The 16,107-nt window shown below is 56.1% G+C and carries 15 protein-coding genes; 8 read left to right on the forward strand and 7 right to left on the reverse strand.

The window, feature by feature from the left end; all coding sequences use genetic code 11:
* The coding region (gene fliD / locus AABZ39_20195; protein MEK6797106.1) for a flagellar filament capping protein FliD at positions 1 to 730 on the forward strand (730 nt) is incomplete at its 5' end.
* Between the two features lie 8 nt (positions 731 to 738).
* Here fliD and waaF read toward each other — a convergent pair.
* The 3 genes from waaF to AABZ39_20210 are packed head-to-tail and all read right to left on the reverse strand — an operon-like array spanning position 739 to position 2,976.
* Positions 739 to 1,815, reverse strand: coding sequence for a lipopolysaccharide heptosyltransferase II (waaF, locus tag AABZ39_20200; GenBank protein ID MEK6797107.1), 1,077 nt, complete (start codon positions 1,813 to 1,815; stop codon positions 739 to 741).
* A gap of 5 nt (positions 1,816 to 1,820) precedes the next feature.
* The gene (locus AABZ39_20205) at positions 1,821 to 2,429 is read right to left on the reverse strand and encodes a LemA family protein (GenBank protein ID MEK6797108.1); all 609 of its coding nucleotides are present in this window, start codon (positions 2,427 to 2,429) and stop codon (positions 1,821 to 1,823) included.
* 16 nt (positions 2,430 to 2,445) lie between these two features.
* Positions 2,446 to 2,976, reverse strand: coding sequence for a hypothetical protein (locus AABZ39_20210; protein ID MEK6797109.1), 531 nt, complete (start codon positions 2,974 to 2,976; stop codon positions 2,446 to 2,448).
* 134 nt (positions 2,977 to 3,110) lie between these two features.
* Here AABZ39_20210 and AABZ39_20215 point away from each other — a divergent pair, with 134 nt between their 5' ends.
* Both AABZ39_20215 and AABZ39_20220 read left to right on the forward strand, forming a co-directional pair.
* Positions 3,111 to 4,118: a helix-turn-helix domain-containing protein gene (locus AABZ39_20215; GenBank protein ID MEK6797110.1), complete on the forward strand. Its 1,008-nt coding sequence runs from the start codon at positions 3,111 to 3,113 to the stop codon at positions 4,116 to 4,118.
* Positions 4,119 to 4,241: 123 nt separating this feature from the next.
* Positions 4,242 to 5,261, forward strand: a complete 1,020-nt coding sequence (locus AABZ39_20220; GenBank protein MEK6797111.1) for a uroporphyrinogen decarboxylase family protein — start codon at positions 4,242 to 4,244, stop codon at positions 5,259 to 5,261.
* 58 nt (positions 5,262 to 5,319) lie between these two features.
* On the opposite strand, the gene AABZ39_20225 is transcribed toward AABZ39_20220, so the two are convergent.
* The 3 genes from AABZ39_20225 to AABZ39_20235 form a co-directional block, all read right to left on the reverse strand.
* Complete coding sequence (locus AABZ39_20225; GenBank protein ID MEK6797112.1) at positions 5,320 to 6,186, reverse strand: AraC family transcriptional regulator; 867 nt, start codon at positions 6,184 to 6,186, stop codon at positions 5,320 to 5,322.
* A gap of 8 nt (positions 6,187 to 6,194) precedes the next feature.
* Positions 6,195 to 7,526, reverse strand: a complete 1,332-nt coding sequence (locus AABZ39_20230; GenBank protein MEK6797113.1) for a glucose-6-phosphate isomerase — start codon at positions 7,524 to 7,526, stop codon at positions 6,195 to 6,197.
* 77 nt (positions 7,527 to 7,603) lie between these two features.
* Positions 7,604 to 8,848, reverse strand: a complete 1,245-nt coding sequence (locus AABZ39_20235; GenBank protein ID MEK6797114.1) for a hypothetical protein — start codon at positions 8,846 to 8,848, stop codon at positions 7,604 to 7,606.
* Positions 8,849 to 9,064: 216 nt separating this feature from the next.
* On the opposite strand from AABZ39_20235, the gene AABZ39_20240 reads away from it, so the two are divergent.
* Complete coding sequence (locus AABZ39_20240) at positions 9,065 to 11,515, forward strand: sugar-binding domain-containing protein (protein ID MEK6797115.1); 2,451 nt, start codon at positions 9,065 to 9,067, stop codon at positions 11,513 to 11,515.
* 3 nt (positions 11,516 to 11,518) lie between these two features.
* On the opposite strand, the gene AABZ39_20245 is transcribed toward AABZ39_20240, so the two are convergent.
* A complete protein-coding gene (locus AABZ39_20245; protein ID MEK6797116.1) occupies positions 11,519 to 12,247 on the reverse strand; it encodes a helix-turn-helix transcriptional regulator in 729 nt (242 codons plus the stop codon).
* Between the two features lie 286 nt (positions 12,248 to 12,533).
* Between AABZ39_20245 and AABZ39_20250 the strand changes: the two genes are divergently transcribed.
* The 4 genes from AABZ39_20250 to AABZ39_20265 are packed head-to-tail and all read left to right on the forward strand — an operon-like array spanning position 12,534 to position 15,985.
* A complete protein-coding gene (locus tag AABZ39_20250) occupies positions 12,534 to 12,983 on the forward strand; it encodes a MarR family transcriptional regulator (GenBank protein ID MEK6797117.1) in 450 nt (149 codons plus the stop codon).
* Positions 12,980 to 13,546, forward strand: coding sequence for a hypothetical protein (locus AABZ39_20255; protein MEK6797118.1), 567 nt, complete (start codon positions 12,980 to 12,982; stop codon positions 13,544 to 13,546). The genes AABZ39_20250 and AABZ39_20255 overlap by 4 nt, the downstream gene beginning before the upstream one ends.
* The gene (locus AABZ39_20260) at positions 13,546 to 14,850 is read left to right on the forward strand and encodes a TolC family protein (protein MEK6797119.1); all 1,305 of its coding nucleotides are present in this window, start codon (positions 13,546 to 13,548) and stop codon (positions 14,848 to 14,850) included. Before AABZ39_20255 ends, AABZ39_20260 begins: the two co-directional genes overlap by 1 nt.
* Position 14,851: 1 nt before the next feature.
* Positions 14,852 to 15,985, forward strand: coding sequence for an efflux RND transporter periplasmic adaptor subunit (locus tag AABZ39_20265; protein ID MEK6797120.1), 1,134 nt, complete (start codon positions 14,852 to 14,854; stop codon positions 15,983 to 15,985).
* Positions 15,986 to 16,107 lie beyond the last annotated feature (122 nt).

Here is a 16,107-nt window from a genome sequence, read left to right on the forward strand (position 1 = left end):
GGTCATCGTCGGGCGCATCGTCGACTTCATCAAGGCATATAATAATGCGATGCTCACGCTCAATAATACGACATCCTCGCCGCCCGGGGAAAGCGCACTGAGCGGCATCGACGATATGAAAAAAAGCGATCTGTCAGCGCTCGCTGAGCGCCTGGGTATCGACCATGACGATGAAACGACCGAGACCGAGCTTCGGCGGCGTATATCCATGCGCGGCATTTTTACCGGCGTGTTCAGCGTCAATAATGTGCGTCAGAAAACGAAGGATGCCGTCATTGTGCCGTACCCGACGCGATTACAGCGCGAGCTTTCCCTCCTCGCACAGATAGGCGTTTCAGCCGGGAAGCCGGGCAGCGACTGGGAAACGGTGAGGAAGGGGTATCTCATCATCGATGAGAAACTGTTCATCGAGCAGCTCGAGAAGAACGTCGAGGGTGTGGCCGATCTTTTCGGCTACGATGCTGCCGGCGGTGACGGCATCATCGACGACGGTGCAGCGTTCAAGCTCTCGGAACTCCTCACCCCGTACGTACGAAGCCGCGGCATTCTCGATGATTCCGCGGCCATGGCGAAACAGAAAACGAAGGACGAGGATAAGAACATCGAAAAGCAGACCGAAGCGCTTTCGGCGTTCCGCGCAAAACGCGAGATGGATTACGGCAAGATGCAGGCGGAGATGAAGAAAGGCGAACGCATGCAGAAGCAGCTCAATATGGGCAGGAATGACTGAGCACATATCTATCGCTGATGATAGTTACTATCGATCCGTTCCCGGACCTTTTCGAGCACATCATCGACCGTGATATCCTTCATGCATTTGTGATGCCCTTCGCGGCATATTCTGTCCCAGCAGGGTGAGCAGTACGGCTTCTTATAGATGACATCCTCGATGCGGTGATACGGCCCGGTGATGAGCGGGTTCGCCGTTCCGAACAGCACGACGAGCGGTTTGTTGAGCGCGCAGGCGAGGTGGGTATTCCCATTGTCGATGGTGACGACGCATCGGCATGTCGCCATGAGCGCGATGAGCTCGCCGATATCGGTCTTGCCGACGAGATTGACCGTGTTCGGCACGCCGTCAAGTGCCGCCCAATGCTCCGTGTCGTGCTCGGCGCCGATGACGATGAACTTGAGCGACGGGCGCTCGGCGGCAAGTCTGGTAATGAGCGCGCGCCAATTCTCCATTCCCCACAATCGGGCCACCCCGTACGATGTCCCGGGGCCGATGATGAGATAATCGTCAGCATCGATATCGATGCCCATCCCGGCAAGCTTTTTCCGCGCGGAATCGCGGTCGCGCGGCAGGGGGGCTATAGACAGGGGATATGATGTTCCGGGGAGCGCGAAGTATGCCGAGAGCATCTTCATATAATAATCGATCTGATGATACGTTGCTTTTGCCAGAGACCATTCATCCTCGGCTATCGGGTGCGTGAGGAGAAAACCGCGGTTATCGCTTGCGTACCCGAGGCGCATCGGGACTCCGGCAATGCGCATGATGATGGCCGCTTCGATGGCACGCTGCAGGAGAAAGGCCGCATCGAATTTTCTTTTACGCAGCATGAGGCCGAAGCGTATGCGGGAGATGACGGAGCGATGCGTCGTCTCCGTGTCATAGCATATGACCTCGTCGATGGCGGGATTTCCTTCGAACACACGCGCGACACGCGGCGGGATGATGAGCGTAATGCGGGCGTTCGGGAACAATTCCCGCACCGCGGCTATGTACGGCGTGGTCATGAGCGAATCGCCGAGGCGCCAGTTCAGCCCGCGTATGACGATGGAGCGCAGTGCCCGGTCGATGGGTTCTTTCATTCGCGTCAGTCCAGCCGCACGATGACGGGGGCTTTCTGGTCCTTGCCGAACTCGAAGTACGGTTTTTTGAACTTGCCCATGAAACCGGCGATGATGCCCGACGGGATGCGCCCGACGCGGTTATTGTATTCAATGGCTTCGGTATTGAAACGCGTGATGGCGGCAGCTATCTGTTCATCCTGTGCGCGCAGCTCAGCACGGACGATAAGGTACGGCTCGGTCTTTTTTATTTCAAGATGGCGTTCAATGACCGTGATGAGCCGGTAGAGCGAAAAGGAGAGGGCGTTCTGCTCCATGATGAAATCGCGCAGCGACATGGGTTTACCGAGCGTCACCGCTCCCGCATCGGCATTTGTCGTCTTTGCATATGCCTCGAGCAGAGCGGCGATGGGCTCTTTTTCCAGGGTGGGGAACGACCGCACGGTCTGGATGAAACGGGGCAGGCCGTCGATACGCTTCTGATACGCGGTCACCACCGTAACGAAGGTATCTTCCGTACGTTCCTCAAGCGTGAGAATACGGGCATGTGTCGCAACGGTCCAGACGGAAATGACGGTGATGCCGAAAACGCCGATGACAATGGCAAGCAGGAGCCCGACGAACCAACCTTTCATCAGCTATTATCGCCCCTTACCGTGAATGCCGGTTCTTTTCCAGCCGCTTAAGATCGGTCTCAAGCTTCGGATAGTAATCGAGCACGTATTCGTTGTTCGAATGGACGGCGAGCGCTTCGTCCCAGATGCGCTTGGCGGTCATGAGCAGTTTTATCTTGTCTTCCACATCCGGCGTCTTATTGACGAGTTCATAATAGAGTACCCCGTAATTATAATACGCTTTCTTGTAATTTTCCGCGTCAGCAGGGTTCGCTTTGAACAATGCAAGCGATTCCTTGTAGAGCTCCTTGGCCGATGTTTTATCGCCGGAGGCTTTTTCCTTGCAGTATCCGAGGCGGAACACCAGCGTCCCGTTGCGAAGGCCGGCATCATACGCCGCTTCAAGATGCTTTCGTGCCGCGGCATAATCCCGTTTTTCTTCATATAATTTGAATCCGGTCATCATGTCATTGCTCGCTTTTGTAAGCACCGATGCGCTCGGCTTTGCGCCGGACGCCACAGCGGCGAACAGGATGGGGAAGAGGAAGGCGAGGAGTACACGCTTCATATCATGCTCCTTGGTTGAGTAATGGCGGTATTCTAACACACCCCGATAAAATAACAAGGGAATTCAGCGTCCGGCACCTATTGTTTTTTCACGCGATCCGATGTATCCCTTAGCGGAGGGATGAGAAGACTCGTATGCATAAGCCGACACATCATCTGGGAAGACCGATCGATACGTTCCTTACGTCGTCGGTGCACGGGAAGAAGGGATATGTACGGCGTAATCACTGCCAGATGACGCTCGCAGCCAATATGCCGCCCGTTACGCTCGGCTCGTTCACCGTGCATCTGTTCGAGTATTACACGCTCCTCAGAAGACCGGGACCCGGTTTGGATAGACATATCCACGATCCGCTCTATGAACTTATCGTCATTCGCGAGGGCACCGGCACATATTATGCGGAGCGTACACCGATACGATATGTCCCCGGTACGGTCATCCTCCTTGCCCCCGGCATACCGCATCGATGGGGGGAATCCCGCTCGATGACGCGCATGCAGGTGATGTATCTCGGCATGCAGCAGAGCGAGAGCGCCGTCGATAGGGCCGACTACCGGAAGATAGATGCCGCCTTCCCGTTCACCTGTCACACACGTGCAATGTCGAAGGAAGCGGGTAATATCCTCGAGAACCTTGACAGCGAAGCGATGAGGATAGACGCCGACAGCGGCGAAGCCGCCGGCGATTTCTCCATCGCCTACTGCGAAAGTCTTTTCAAGAATTTTTTATACCTCATTCTGCGCGCGCGTGTGCCGGCTGCAGTCGTGCGCGGGCGGCGCGGCACGTCGGTCCGTACGAAGGCGCCGCACCGTGATGGGGAACTGATATCCGCTATCGAAGGACTTATCGAACGCCGTTTTGGCGATGCTATTTCCATGGACGCCATTGAGCGGGAACTTTCGCTCCCGAAGAAAAAGATACAGCGGCTGTTCCGGCACTTCCATGGGATGACCTGCGTATCGTATATCAATAATAGGAGGATGCAGCGCGCCCGTGTGCTCCTGGCAGGCGGGCTTCCGATAGCGACGATCGCATCCCGGCTCGGGTTCGACAATGTGAACTATTTCTTCCGGATGTTCAAGCGCACGTTCGCCATGACGCCGGAGGAATACCGTGCCCGCATGAAGGACATCGACGGCTGACGCCGTGCCGGTACTGTCCGTTCTGTTCACTCATGTGTCCGTTCCGTTCATTGTCCGGTCCGGCATCCGCTGATACTATTGACGTGAACGATGAAGAATACCGGGACCGACAAGGAGTACATCATGGCACCTGCAAAGTCTCACGCTGAAGCCGCCGGGACGATGACCGAAGAGCTCAGGAAGAAGTATGAGCGCATGGAAAAGCTCCTTCGTTTTGAACGCCCCGACAGGATACCCGTACCCGGGGACTATCATCAGGTGGAATATAACACGGAAAAATATCATCTCGGCGAACCGGAGCTTGTCAAAGAGGGTGAAGTGTTCGTCTGGAAGGATGGCCGTACGAAAACGACGATCGATGGCGGCAATTGGCGGCAGGGCAACCCCGAGCTCTATAAGGATTACAACGATGTGCTCAACGTGCCGCTCGAACGTTTCGCCGCGGAGACCGTCGATGCACGCATGACAGGGGAGATGTCTGCCGTCGTATCATCGCGTGACGGGAGCGGTTTTGTCACCCCTCTGCACTACGGAACGCTGATCACGCGGGCGACGCTGGAATTCGATTGGGAGCCGTTCCTCCTCGCCTCCGCGCTCGATGCGCCGAAATTCGGGCGCGTCCTCGACAGCTTCGGCGAAGCGACGCTTGCCGTCATCAAGGGCTGGTGTTCGCTCGACAGTGTCAAGCTCATCAACATCCATGATGATATTGCCAGCACCAAGAGTGTCATCCTGAGCCCCGATTATCTTCGCGAATACGTATTCCCCTGGTATGCACGGTTCTTCAGTGCCGTACATGCGCTCGGAAAAAAAGTGCTCTATATCTCCGACGGGAATTATTTCCCGGTCATCGACGATATCATCAAAACCGGTCCTGACGGATTGTTCATCGAAAGTTCATCGATGGACCCGGAGGATGTGATGCGCGCCGGCGGAACGAAGATGATATACCGCGTGAAAACGAGCAATCAGAACATCGATGTCGGTACGCCGGAGGATATATACGCCGAGCTGAAAAAGCTCCGGGAGTTGAACGAGAAATACCCGTCCATCATGATGTACATGGGCGGCGGGGGCAAGAAGCCGGAGAACGTCCAGTGCTTCAAGGATTATTATCAGGAGCTGCTTGTCTACGAACGGTAGTGCGGCGATCGTTCAATGAAGAACAGTCCTCGCTTCTCTTTGATGCCGCTCCGTCATCTCACATCGTGTCGGCGTATTGCTTCCGGTACGCGGACGGCGTTACGCCGAAGCGTTCCTTGAACGAGCGGCTGAAATGGAATTGGTCGGCGAACCCCGCCGAGCGCGCGATCTCGGCGAGCGTCGTATCGGTGGTGGCCACGCGGTAACGCGTTTCGGTCAATCGCAATTCCTTGACATATTCCATCGGCGGAACGCCGACGGTCTCGCGAAAGAGCGTATGCAGATGCGACGGCGAAAGCCCCGCTGATCCCGCGATGTCCTTCACTTCGATATGACCATGCAGCTCGCTGCGGATGAAGCTTAACGCCGGCGCGAGCGCAGCGGAGTGACGCATGATGACCGAGGCCGTCGGCGAGGGGCGGGACAGTGAGCAGAGTATCTCCAATATGCGGAATGCACTTGCATTGCGCGCCGCCGTTCTTGCTATCGGCATCAACGGTGTATCACGGCTGTCGAGCATTGTCTGAATGATATCACCGAACCGGTCCGCCGTGTCCTTCGGGACGGTGAGCGGCATATCGAACAGCGATAGAAGATCGAGCGTGCCGAACACGGTGAAGTGTATATGCACCCAGCGGCCTTTCATGATGCCGTCGGAGCTGCCCTCGGCATAATGGCCTATCGTGAGCGCACTGTTCGCACCGACGATGTATGCGCCGCCGGCTTCGGTCTTGATCATTTCGCGGTCTTCAAGCTGAATGCCGAATTTCCCGTCGTATGCCTGCGCGATGATGCTGCATGGCACGGTCTTTTTCGCGATGAATCCGTCGGAAAAATTCGCGTTCATCCCCGGCTCGATGAGCGGTACCCGTATCGATTCCTCGATGAGCGGGGCTATCTTTCCGGATATGAACGACCAGTCCATGCGGGTGATTACAGCCGCTTCGAGAGCGCCTCGCGTTCCTTCTCGTATCCTTTTTTCCCGAGGAGCGCGAACATGTTCTTCTTGTACGCTTCCACGCCGGGCTGATCGAAGGGATTGACGCCGAGCATATAGCCGCTTATCCCGCAGGCTTTCTCGTAGAAATAGATGAGCTCACCCATGGTGAAGGGGCTTACCGCATCGAGCGATACGACGATATTGGGCACGCCGCCATCGACGTGTGCGAGCATGGTGGCCGTACGCGCGGTGCTGTTTATCTCATGCATGTTCTTTCCGGCGAGATAATTGAGGCCATCGGCATCATCGGATTGCGATCTCATGACAACATCTTCCGATTCTGTGTTAACAGCGATGACCGATTCGAAAAGAGTGCGCCGGCCTTCCTGCACGTACTGGCCGAGGGAATGCAGGTCCGTGGTGAGATCTATCGATGCGGGGAATATGCCTTTATTGTCCTTGCCTTCGCTCTCGCCGTAGAGCTGTTTCCACCATTCAGCGATGAAGTGCATGCGCGGGAGATAATTGACCATGATCTCGGTCGTGTACCCTTTTGCATAGAGCGCATTGCGGAGCGCTGCGTACAGTGCCGCTGGGTTCTTTTCGAGAGAACCGTCCTTCGTCTGCTGCTCCATCGATACTGCCCCGTCGAGCAATCCGTCGATATCGATGCCGGCCGCAGCGATGGGAAGGAGCCCTACCGGCGTCAATACCGAATAGCGTCCCCCGACATCATCGGGTATCACGAAGGTGCGGTATTTCTTTTCGTCAGCGAGCTTCCTCAATGCGCCCTTCGCCTTGTCCGTCGTGGCGATGATGCGCTCGGATGCCTTGGCACCGTAACGCTTCTCGGTATATTCCTTCAGGATGCGGAACGCTATCGCGGGCTCGGTAGTGGTTCCGCTTTTCGATATGACGTTCACATAGAAATCCTTTCCTTCGAGAAAGCGAAGCACATCCATATGATATTGCCCGCTCAGATTATTGCCGGCATATATCACCGTCGGCGCGCCCTTTTTCGCCGATGCCGACACGAAACTGCCCGAGAACGCATCGATGACGGCGCGTGCACCGAGATACGAACCGCCGATGCCGACGACGACGATGACCTCGGCGTTATTTTTCATTTCAGAAGCGATCTTCTTTACGGAAGCGGCATTGCCCTTTGCTGCCGAGGGAAGCCCTACCCAGCCGAGAAAATCGTTCCCTGCGCCTTTTCCCGTATGGAGAAGCTCATTCGCCTGTGCGGCGCCGGCAGCGAGATTGGCAAGCTCATGTGCGGCAAGGAATTTCTTTGCGGCATTATAGTCGACGGAAACTGACATGCGGTGCTCCTTTGCGTTCGTATCGATGACGCACCGAGTATATCAGAGCAGGTGAGGAAAAGCAATAATTCCGATATTTACGCGGCAGCAAGCGACGATGCTATCTTCGCCCAGTCGTCCAGCCGACGCGCATCGCCTCGGATAGTGGTGACATCTTTCAGTATCACTTCAACAGTACACGCTTTTGTTCTTTCAAGTTTCATCGCAAGATCATCGTGTGCTGCGGCAGCATCAAATCGATCGGTGGCAAGAAGTGCCGGCGAGGGCTTGAGCGAGAACACATAATCGCGACCGATGCGTTGCGCCGCCTCGTCGATATTCACCCACGGGCTCATCGATATCTTCCTCAGATTGGGTATCTTCTTTAAGATGTCTATCTTGCGATGTAAGGGCTCGCAGCAGCCGTAGTAGGTAAGGCCGAAACGCTTCAGTATCGGCAGCTCGTACTGCAGCGAGAATTCCTCGTGCATGGCGGGGGATACCTCGGAGAATATCTGCGCTGTCGAGCAGCCCCACTGCATATGCGCCGATATCGGGGTGCCGTTCTTCGACGCGGGCAATGCATCGGAAATGCCGAGCCCGCCCGACCCGATACGGTAATTCCCGTTGCCGACATCGAGCATGCCGAGTGCCTCCTGCTCATCGAGCACGGCGGTCAATGCTTTCGTGAAGTTTGCGAGTATGCGGTGCACGAGCGCGGGGCGTTCGTACATGTCCGTGTAGAGCTGTTCGATGCCGTACCAGTGTATTATCTGGTCCCACGGTGAATGCCATTGATGGACAATGCCGCGTTCTTTCACCGGCAGAACGCCGTCAAAAACTTCCGCGAGCACCCTGAATTTATCTTCGGTCGCTTCCCTGTCGAACCACACCTTCGGCGTGCGAATCGCGTCGGCGTCCGCTTCGGATTGGATGACAGGGATATACCCCACATCATACCCGCCGTCGGCGCGCGCCAGTTTTTCAGTAATGCCGTAATCCGCGTAGCTCGATGACGGCCCGCCGACAATGCCGCTATAGATCACCGGCTCAACGACCATATCACATCGGAAATGATCCCATTGATAGAGTTCCTGCCGAAGCGAACGTTCCACGGCAGAAGCGAGGGAATGCGTGCATCGAATGCGAAGCGCCTCGTTATTCGCCGCAAGCTCATGCCAGGGGATCTCATTTATCCATACGAGCGGGCGGACATGTTCAAGATCGTTCAATCGCCGCCAGAGCTCGGCCGTATCCTTCTGCACAGGAAGCCCGCCTATCTCCGCCTTTCTCCTGCCGAGCTCCCGAAGTATCGTTCTCTCGGACGATGGTATCGGTTCCATGTGCGCCTCCGCGTCATTGTGTGCAGCAATAATACGAACGCGTATCCGGTAATAGAACCGCTCGAAATGACAATATGGTAGCCGGGAATGACATGGCGTTCGGCGGCTCATGGTCAACCCGCTACCAGAAATTGTCATTGGTATACTTGCATGGAATATGCCTGCGGATATAATTATCGGGTATGATGCGCATCCAAGAACAATAGCGGAGAGACTATGATGAGGTCATTCATGGCATGGTGCTGCGTGTTCGGGACAGCATTGATCGTATCGTACCCATTACAGGCATCGCTCCTCGTGAACGGCGATTTTGAATCGGGTGACAAGGAATGGAGCGGCTGGGCGAAGACGAAGGATGTTATGCGTGTCGTGTCCCGTGACGCACACGGCGGGAGCCGCGCGGCACAGATGACGGTGAGCAATGGCAATGTTGCAACCTGGTCGCAGCGATTATCCGCTATCCCCCGCGGGGCATATCGGCTTTCCGGATGGGTGCGTACCGAGAGCGCATCGTCGGTATCGATCAAGCTTGAGAGCGACACGGGGTCATTGGGCGCCTGCCCCATCGTGAGCGGAACGCACATATGGAAACGCATCACCGCCGACATCGATATATCGAAGGACACACGCGCCGTCGTACGCTGTATCATCATGAAGGAGGGTACTGCATGGTTCGACGACATCACGCTTGCGCCGGCCGGTTCGGACACCATATCGCTCGAGGGCCACTGGCGCTTCGCCCCCGGCGACGATGCGGCGCGCGCTTCCGAACGCTTGGATGACAGTGCGTGGAAACAGATACGTGTTCCGGCTCTCTGGGAGAACGAGGGGTATCCCGATGTGGAAGGCTTCGCCTGGTATCGCCGCACGGTGACCATACCCGAAACCTGGCGCGGCAGAACGCTTGTGCTTCGTATCGGCGGCGTATCGAAAGCGGATGAAGCGTACATGAACGGCGATATCATCGGGAGCACGGGCGCATTCCCTCCCGCCTTCAAGGATGCAACCGCCGCTCCGCGGGAATACGTGCTCGCACCCGAGCGTATCCGTTTCGGTGCGGAGAACTCCATTGCCATCCGCGTGTTCGACGGCAATGACGGACGGCGCGGCGGCATTATGAAAGCGCCGGTGACCGTGGAACCGGTGAGCGGGGCGATGATAACGCTTACGAAGAGAATACCGACGACCGTCATCGTGCGCGGCGGGACGATAGCCCTCGATGCCGGGGTACGCATCGCCGATCGTCACGACGGACTTACGTTCGTGTGCGCATTGCGCGATCATCGCGGCAGGGAGATATCGGCGATACGCCAGACGCTCGCCCCAGGCAGTACGTCGGCGAACGTTCCAATAGTCTTCACGCCGGAAACGGAAGGCTATTTCATCTGTGACGCGAGGCTTGAGAACGGGCACGAAGAGCTCGCAGCGGCATCGCTGACCGCCGCTGTCATGCCGCCCGTATCGCCATCGCGCAATAATTTCGGCGTGGTGGCGCATCTCAAGCGCTTGCCGCCCGAGGAACTTTCGCTCAGGCTCGATATCCTCTCGCGCATGGGTGCGAACTGGGTACGCGAGGGTTTTCTCTGGGATATGATAGAGCCATCGGAGGGCGATCTCCGATGGGAACGATTCGACACGATAATCGCGGAAACGGCGAAGCGCTCCGTACGCGTGCTCCCCATCGCCGCATATGGTACGGCGTGGGCATCGACAGCGGGGCCGGAAGTGTCCCCCGCGGACAGAAAAAGCGCCATGCCGCGCATCGATGCATGGGAACGCTATATTGCGGCAATGGTGGAACGCTATAAAAGATCGTGTCCGGTCTGGGAGATATGGAATGAACCCAACGGCCTCGGATTCTGGAAACCGTACCCCGATGCAGCGTCATACGCCGCGCTCCTTTCCTCGGCACATGCGGTGATCAAGAGGGTCGATCCGTCACTGTCCGTCATGATCGCCGGGTTCTCCCCGAAATACTGGGTGGTCGATCACCCGAAAACGCACGAAGCGCTCTTCGTCAAGGCATTGTACGAGCGCACACCGCGGCCGTTCGATATCGCTGCGTATCATCCCTACACCGCTCCCGCGACCGAAACATCGAACCGCGCCGTCGTCGATAAATTAGTCTTCATGCCATCGTCGATACGCGATGTGCTGCGCGCGAACGGGGACGAGAACGTTCCGATGTGGTTCACCGAGATGGGTACGCCGACGCGGAGTTTCATGACGAAGGAGCGTGCGGCGGAATACCTCGTGCTCCTCTACGTAAAGGCGCTCTCGCTCCCGAACATCGGCACCTGTTTCTGGTACGACCTTGTCGATGACGGCACTGACCCGAACGATTCAGAGCAGAATTTCGGGCTGCTCCACGCCGACTATACGCCGAAACAGGGCTATGTCGCCTATGCAGTGCTTGTGCGCATGCTCGGCAATGCTGTTTTCATGCGCGATGAGTATCGCAGCGGCGCATCGTTTTATCATTTCAAGCGCGGCACGATCGCTGTCATTGCTGCGTGGGCGGACGGTCCCGCCGCGGTGTCCTGTCCGCTGCCCCGGCAGGATTCGCCTGCGCGCATCACCGATCACATGGGCATTATCATCGCGGGATCGGCGCGCGGCGTCTATGCTGTCGGTGAAAGCCCGGTCTATATCGAATACGACGAATGAACGTTACGGCTGTCGAACGCTGCGATACGCCGTAGGCTTCATGCCGGTGCGCGCCTTGAAGAAACGCGAGAACGCTTTGTCATCGGAGAATCCGACCGCCGCCGCGACTGACACGATCTTTTCGCCCGAAGCGATAAGCCCTTTCGCGCGGACGATGCGCAGCTCTGCGATGTAGTCCTGCGGCGTCATCGAGAAGGTCTTTTCGAACAGGCGTATGAAATATTCGCGGCTTAATCCCGCGATGGCGGCAAGGCGCTCGTTGGAAGATGTCATGTCATCGTGTACGGCTGCAAGTACGCGTGCAAGCCGCTCGTCGGAAATACTATCGATATGGCCTTCGGAGCGTATGACCGTGATAAGTGCTTCGATAAGCGACGGGAGTGCATCCGTTATCCTGGTCCGCATCACCTCGGAGATCGATGCCAGCATGGACGATATCGCCCCGCGTATCGGGATGCGTACGAGCGGGCTTATTATCGGCGGGGATATCGTGATGTGGAACCAGCGGCATGTCAATGGATCGCGCCGATCATGCGAAAGCGTATACGCGCGCTGCGACGGCAGGAGATAGAGCCCCTTCGAGAGATGCGTATCCTTCCCATTCATTGAGAACGTGCATCCGCCGTCGTAGATGTGATAGAGGCGATGATACCCGCTCCCCGTTTCATCGACCGCCCACGAAGGAACGCAGCGCGTATCGCCGTAAAGTATGATGGAAACCTGCAAGCGCATGCGTCATTGTAGCATGGTGTCGACAGGTATACAACCTGCATAGTCCCAATTCATCATGTTAAGAGAAATGCAACCACAGAGAAAAAGCAGGAGAACACAGAGAAATTGCGGGGATTGATCTTTACCCAACAGGTGATTTTTTTTCGTTTCCTCTCGGCATTTTCTCTGTGACCTCAGTGGTTTTCTTCCCTCCCTTATGCGTGGATAGTGGATAGTGCTGCCGCTTGACTTTTTTTCGATGTTGCATATATTTACGTTCACCTAACTATTCGTATAAGCGAATCAAATGAACACCATTAACCGCGAGATCATCGAACACGTCGAAGCGATCATTAAGACGTTCCGGAGCAGGAAGTACGCCCCGATGATGTTCTCCGCGCACACCTCCGACCTGACGATGTCCGACATGCAGATCCTCGTCATGCTTTCAAAGACGGGGCCATCGACCGTGGGGGATATTGCTGCGTACGGCAATGTGAAGGCGCCGACGGCGAGCGCTATGGTAAAGAAACTTGAGCGGCTCGGTTATGTATCGCGGATCCATGGTACGGAAGACCGCCGTGTGGTACGCGTCGCCCTTACGCAGAAGGGTAAGCGCGTCTATGAGGACCATTCCTCGAAGGCGGCGAACTATATGGAAATGCTCATGAAACGATACGATAGGTCCGAGCGGCAGAAACTTCTTACGCTCGTACGCGAGATACGCGAACTTTTCGAGAAGGTGAGCGAACGATGAAACGCGCGATAGTGCTCCTTGTCCTTACGGCAGCGCATGCCGCATTGCTTGCCGCAGCCGATAAGATGATATTCACCGGCTTTTCCGTGGCCTATCAGACCATGCTTTCGCCGTCCTCGATAAAGAGCGCTTCGACGAATATCTACGATACGGTATCCATCGACGGTGTTGTGGGGGCTACGATAATACCCTGGGTCGATGTCTACGCAGGGCTGGGGTTCTCTATCTTCATCGTCACCAACGATGTGCAGCAGTATTTTTCGTTCCTCCCGTTATACGCCGGTGTTGCCGTTAATCCGCTCCCGAATTGGACATTTCGCCCGCAGGTATTCGCGGAGGCGGGCATCGCCTTCAACAACCGGCATAATCATGTCGGTACGACGCATTCCGATATTTCGTGGAACGGTTTCTTCACCTCGGTCGGTGCCGCCGTCTGCTATGAGTTCGTCAACAATTCGATACTGTCGCTCCGCGCGGCATTGTCGTTCTACCCGAAACCCGATTTCCTTGCCGACGGCTTCATGGCGCTGAAGATCGGCTTCGGGTGGAGGAATTACTTCTGATGAAAAAGCTCGTTCTATTCGCTATCGCAGCGGTCGCGCTTACCGCAGAGACACGGACGCTCTCATTCGATGACTGCTATCGCGTTGCCCTTACGAACAATGACGATCATCGCATTGCCAGGCTCGATGTCGAGATCGCCGAGGCGCAATTCCAGAAAGCCACAGCGGATTTCGGTCCGACAGTGACGGCAAGCGGCGGGTATCTTGCTTCAACACGCGGCGCGCTCGTGACCATCCCGATGATGGGTTCGTTCGAGATGAGCACGCGGCAGCCGTATACCGCACAGATGTCGGTCAATCAGCCCCTCTTCACCTTCGGCAGGCTTTCGCTGGAGCTTAAGATACAGGAAGAGCAGCTGCGTATAGCAAAAGTAAAACTGAAGAAAGCGGGTGAAAAGCTGAAGGCTGATACGATCAGTGCTTTTTACGGCGCCCTCGTATCGCAGGAAAGTCATCGCATACAGGAAGAATCGCTCAAGCGCGCGAAGGAAATGCTTGCCGTCAATCAGAGGAAATTCGCGGGCGGCGAGGCGTCGAGCTATGATGTACTGCGCTCGCGCATCGAGGTGGACAGCACGGCACCGAACGTGAAGTCGATGAAGAACGCATACGAGATGTCGCTCAAGCGGCTGAAGGCGTTCATCGGCATGGAGTTATCGGCACCGATAGCACTTGCGGGCGAACTTTCGTTCAGGAAGATAGAGATCGATTACCCGGAGGTGGAGAAACGCTTCCGGATTTCCAATGACGACCGCGAGATACAGGAACGCCTCTCGACGATATCTGAATGTCGCCGCTGGAAAGCGGTAAGTCAGCTTTTCCCTACGATATCGATCTCGGCGAACAATGTCTATTCGCTCAGCAATTATAATTTCCGATGGGAGAACTGGCAGAATTCATGGGACATCAGCATTGGCTTTCAGTGGACACTTTATAATAATTTCAAGAACGTGAGCGATATCAAGCAGGCTTCGGCCGATGCCGAAAAACAGAGGATAACGCAGCAATCCATTGAAAAACAATTTCGGCTTCAGCTCGAATCGATATACCTCTCGCTTGATGAGTATAAGGATATCATCGAGGCGGCGGACCGCACGGTGAAGCAGGCGGAAGAGGGCTATCGCATCGCCCGGGAGAATTTCGTCAACGGTCTTGCGAAGAACATCGACCTGCGCGACGCGGAGGTGGCGCTCATGCGCTCGAAGCTCAATTATCTGAACGCACTCTATAATTACATCGTCAAGGCAGAGGAGTTCAGGAATCTTGCCGATATACCCGACGCCGAAACGAAAGCGGAGCATTAGCATGGCAAAAGCAAGTCCGGTATTGGAATTCTTTCAGGGGCTATGGAATGTCATCACCATTGCGTTCTTTGCGGCAGTGAAGCTCGCCGTTCGGGCGGCAAAAGCGGCTGCGGTCTTCGCGATAAAGGCTGCCGGCACTATCGCTGTGTCATTTTTGCATATGATCATGCTCGTGCGCTCACTGCGCGATATCAAGTGCTTCAAGCGCGAGGTGAAGCAGCTGGGTACACGTACGCTCGTGACCGACGGCGCTGTCATCACCGTGACAGTGCTCGCCCTCATCATGATAGTGCAGATCGGGTTTTCCATCGCGAAAAGCCGTGCCGGGGTGCCGCCGCTCGAATACAATGTCGGCATAACGAAGATAGCGAAGGAAAGCGTGCGTGAGATAATGGAACTGCAGGGGATAGTTGAGGGCGACCCGCAGATAAAGCTCTATCCCTCCGTGCCGGGAAAATTCGACAGGAATGGCGTGCGCGAAGGAGCGGCCGTGAAAAAGGGCGATGCGCTTGTTTTCATCAACCGCGATATCGTAGGCTACGATTATCTCCCTGCGCCGGTCAGGTCCCCCATCGACGGCATCGTGACACGGCTCTATTTCGTCGACCGCGGGGCGGCCATATCGCCCGATCGTGCTGTCGCCGAGGTCGCCAATAGCGCGAACGTGAAGGTGGTCGTGAGCGTGGGTGAAAGCGATATCGCCGTGATACGAAAGGACCAGGTGTCACGCATCGTATCGCTTCAGAACACGAATATAAGCGTCGACGGCACGGTCGATTCGGTGACGCCGTTCGTCGATAAGGATACGCTTGCCGGCACGGTCATCGTGCGTGCGGTGAACACGAACAGGAACAATGTATTCCCGCTCACCATCGGCATGTCGGTGAAGGCGGAGATCGATACCGGTGCGCATGATGCGTATATGGTCCCTGAGCGCGCGGTGCTCCTCGGTCAGGACCGCGTGTATGTGTATATCATGACCAACGGAAAGGCAAAGGCGCTTACGGTGCTTAAGGGATATGCCCGCGGGGAGATGACCGAGATCATCGGCGAACTGTCCGACGGCATGGAGATAGTGACCGACGGCGCCTTCAAGCTCTATGACGGGGCTGCGATAAAGGCGATGAAGAAATGAAGACGCAATGTGCGTACAAGAACAAGGGGCTTCCCCTCGACTTCCACCTCGACACGCTCGGGGCAACGGCTCGGGGACCAAAGCCCCGTGCACTCTCTTCTTGTCTATCATGCGTGAGTGAC

This window comes from Spirochaetota bacterium, assembly GCA_038043445.1.
GTDB lineage: Bacteria > Spirochaetota > Brachyspiria > Brachyspirales > JACRPF01 > JBBTBY01.

Coding starts and splice junctions, on each gene's coding strand:
- waaF (MEK6797107.1), bottom strand. CDS start 1,815: ATGAAAGAACCCATCGACCGGGCACTGCGCTCCATCGTCATACGCGGG.
- AABZ39_20205 (MEK6797108.1), bottom strand. CDS start 2,429: ATGAAAGGTTGGTTCGTCGGGCTCCTGCTTGCCATTGTCATCGGCGTT.
- AABZ39_20210 (MEK6797109.1), bottom strand. CDS start 2,976: ATGAAGCGTGTACTCCTCGCCTTCCTCTTCCCCATCCTGTTCGCCGCT.
- AABZ39_20215 (MEK6797110.1), top strand. CDS start 3,111: ATGCATAAGCCGACACATCATCTGGGAAGACCGATCGATACGTTCCTT.
- AABZ39_20220 (MEK6797111.1), top strand. CDS start 4,242: ATGGCACCTGCAAAGTCTCACGCTGAAGCCGCCGGGACGATGACCGAA.
- AABZ39_20225 (MEK6797112.1), bottom strand. CDS start 6,186: ATGGACTGGTCGTTCATATCCGGAAAGATAGCCCCGCTCATCGAGGAA.
- AABZ39_20230 (MEK6797113.1), bottom strand. CDS start 7,526: ATGTCAGTTTCCGTCGACTATAATGCCGCAAAGAAATTCCTTGCCGCA.
- AABZ39_20235 (MEK6797114.1), bottom strand. CDS start 8,848: ATGGAACCGATACCATCGTCCGAGAGAACGATACTTCGGGAGCTCGGC.
- AABZ39_20240 (MEK6797115.1), top strand. CDS start 9,065: ATGATGAGGTCATTCATGGCATGGTGCTGCGTGTTCGGGACAGCATTG.
- AABZ39_20245 (MEK6797116.1), bottom strand. CDS start 12,247: ATGCGCTTGCAGGTTTCCATCATACTTTACGGCGATACGCGCTGCGTT.
- AABZ39_20250 (MEK6797117.1), top strand. CDS start 12,534: ATGAACACCATTAACCGCGAGATCATCGAACACGTCGAAGCGATCATT.
- AABZ39_20255 (MEK6797118.1), top strand. CDS start 12,980: ATGAAACGCGCGATAGTGCTCCTTGTCCTTACGGCAGCGCATGCCGCA.
- AABZ39_20260 (MEK6797119.1), top strand. CDS start 13,546: ATGAAAAAGCTCGTTCTATTCGCTATCGCAGCGGTCGCGCTTACCGCA.
- AABZ39_20265 (MEK6797120.1), top strand. CDS start 14,852: ATGGCAAAAGCAAGTCCGGTATTGGAATTCTTTCAGGGGCTATGGAAT.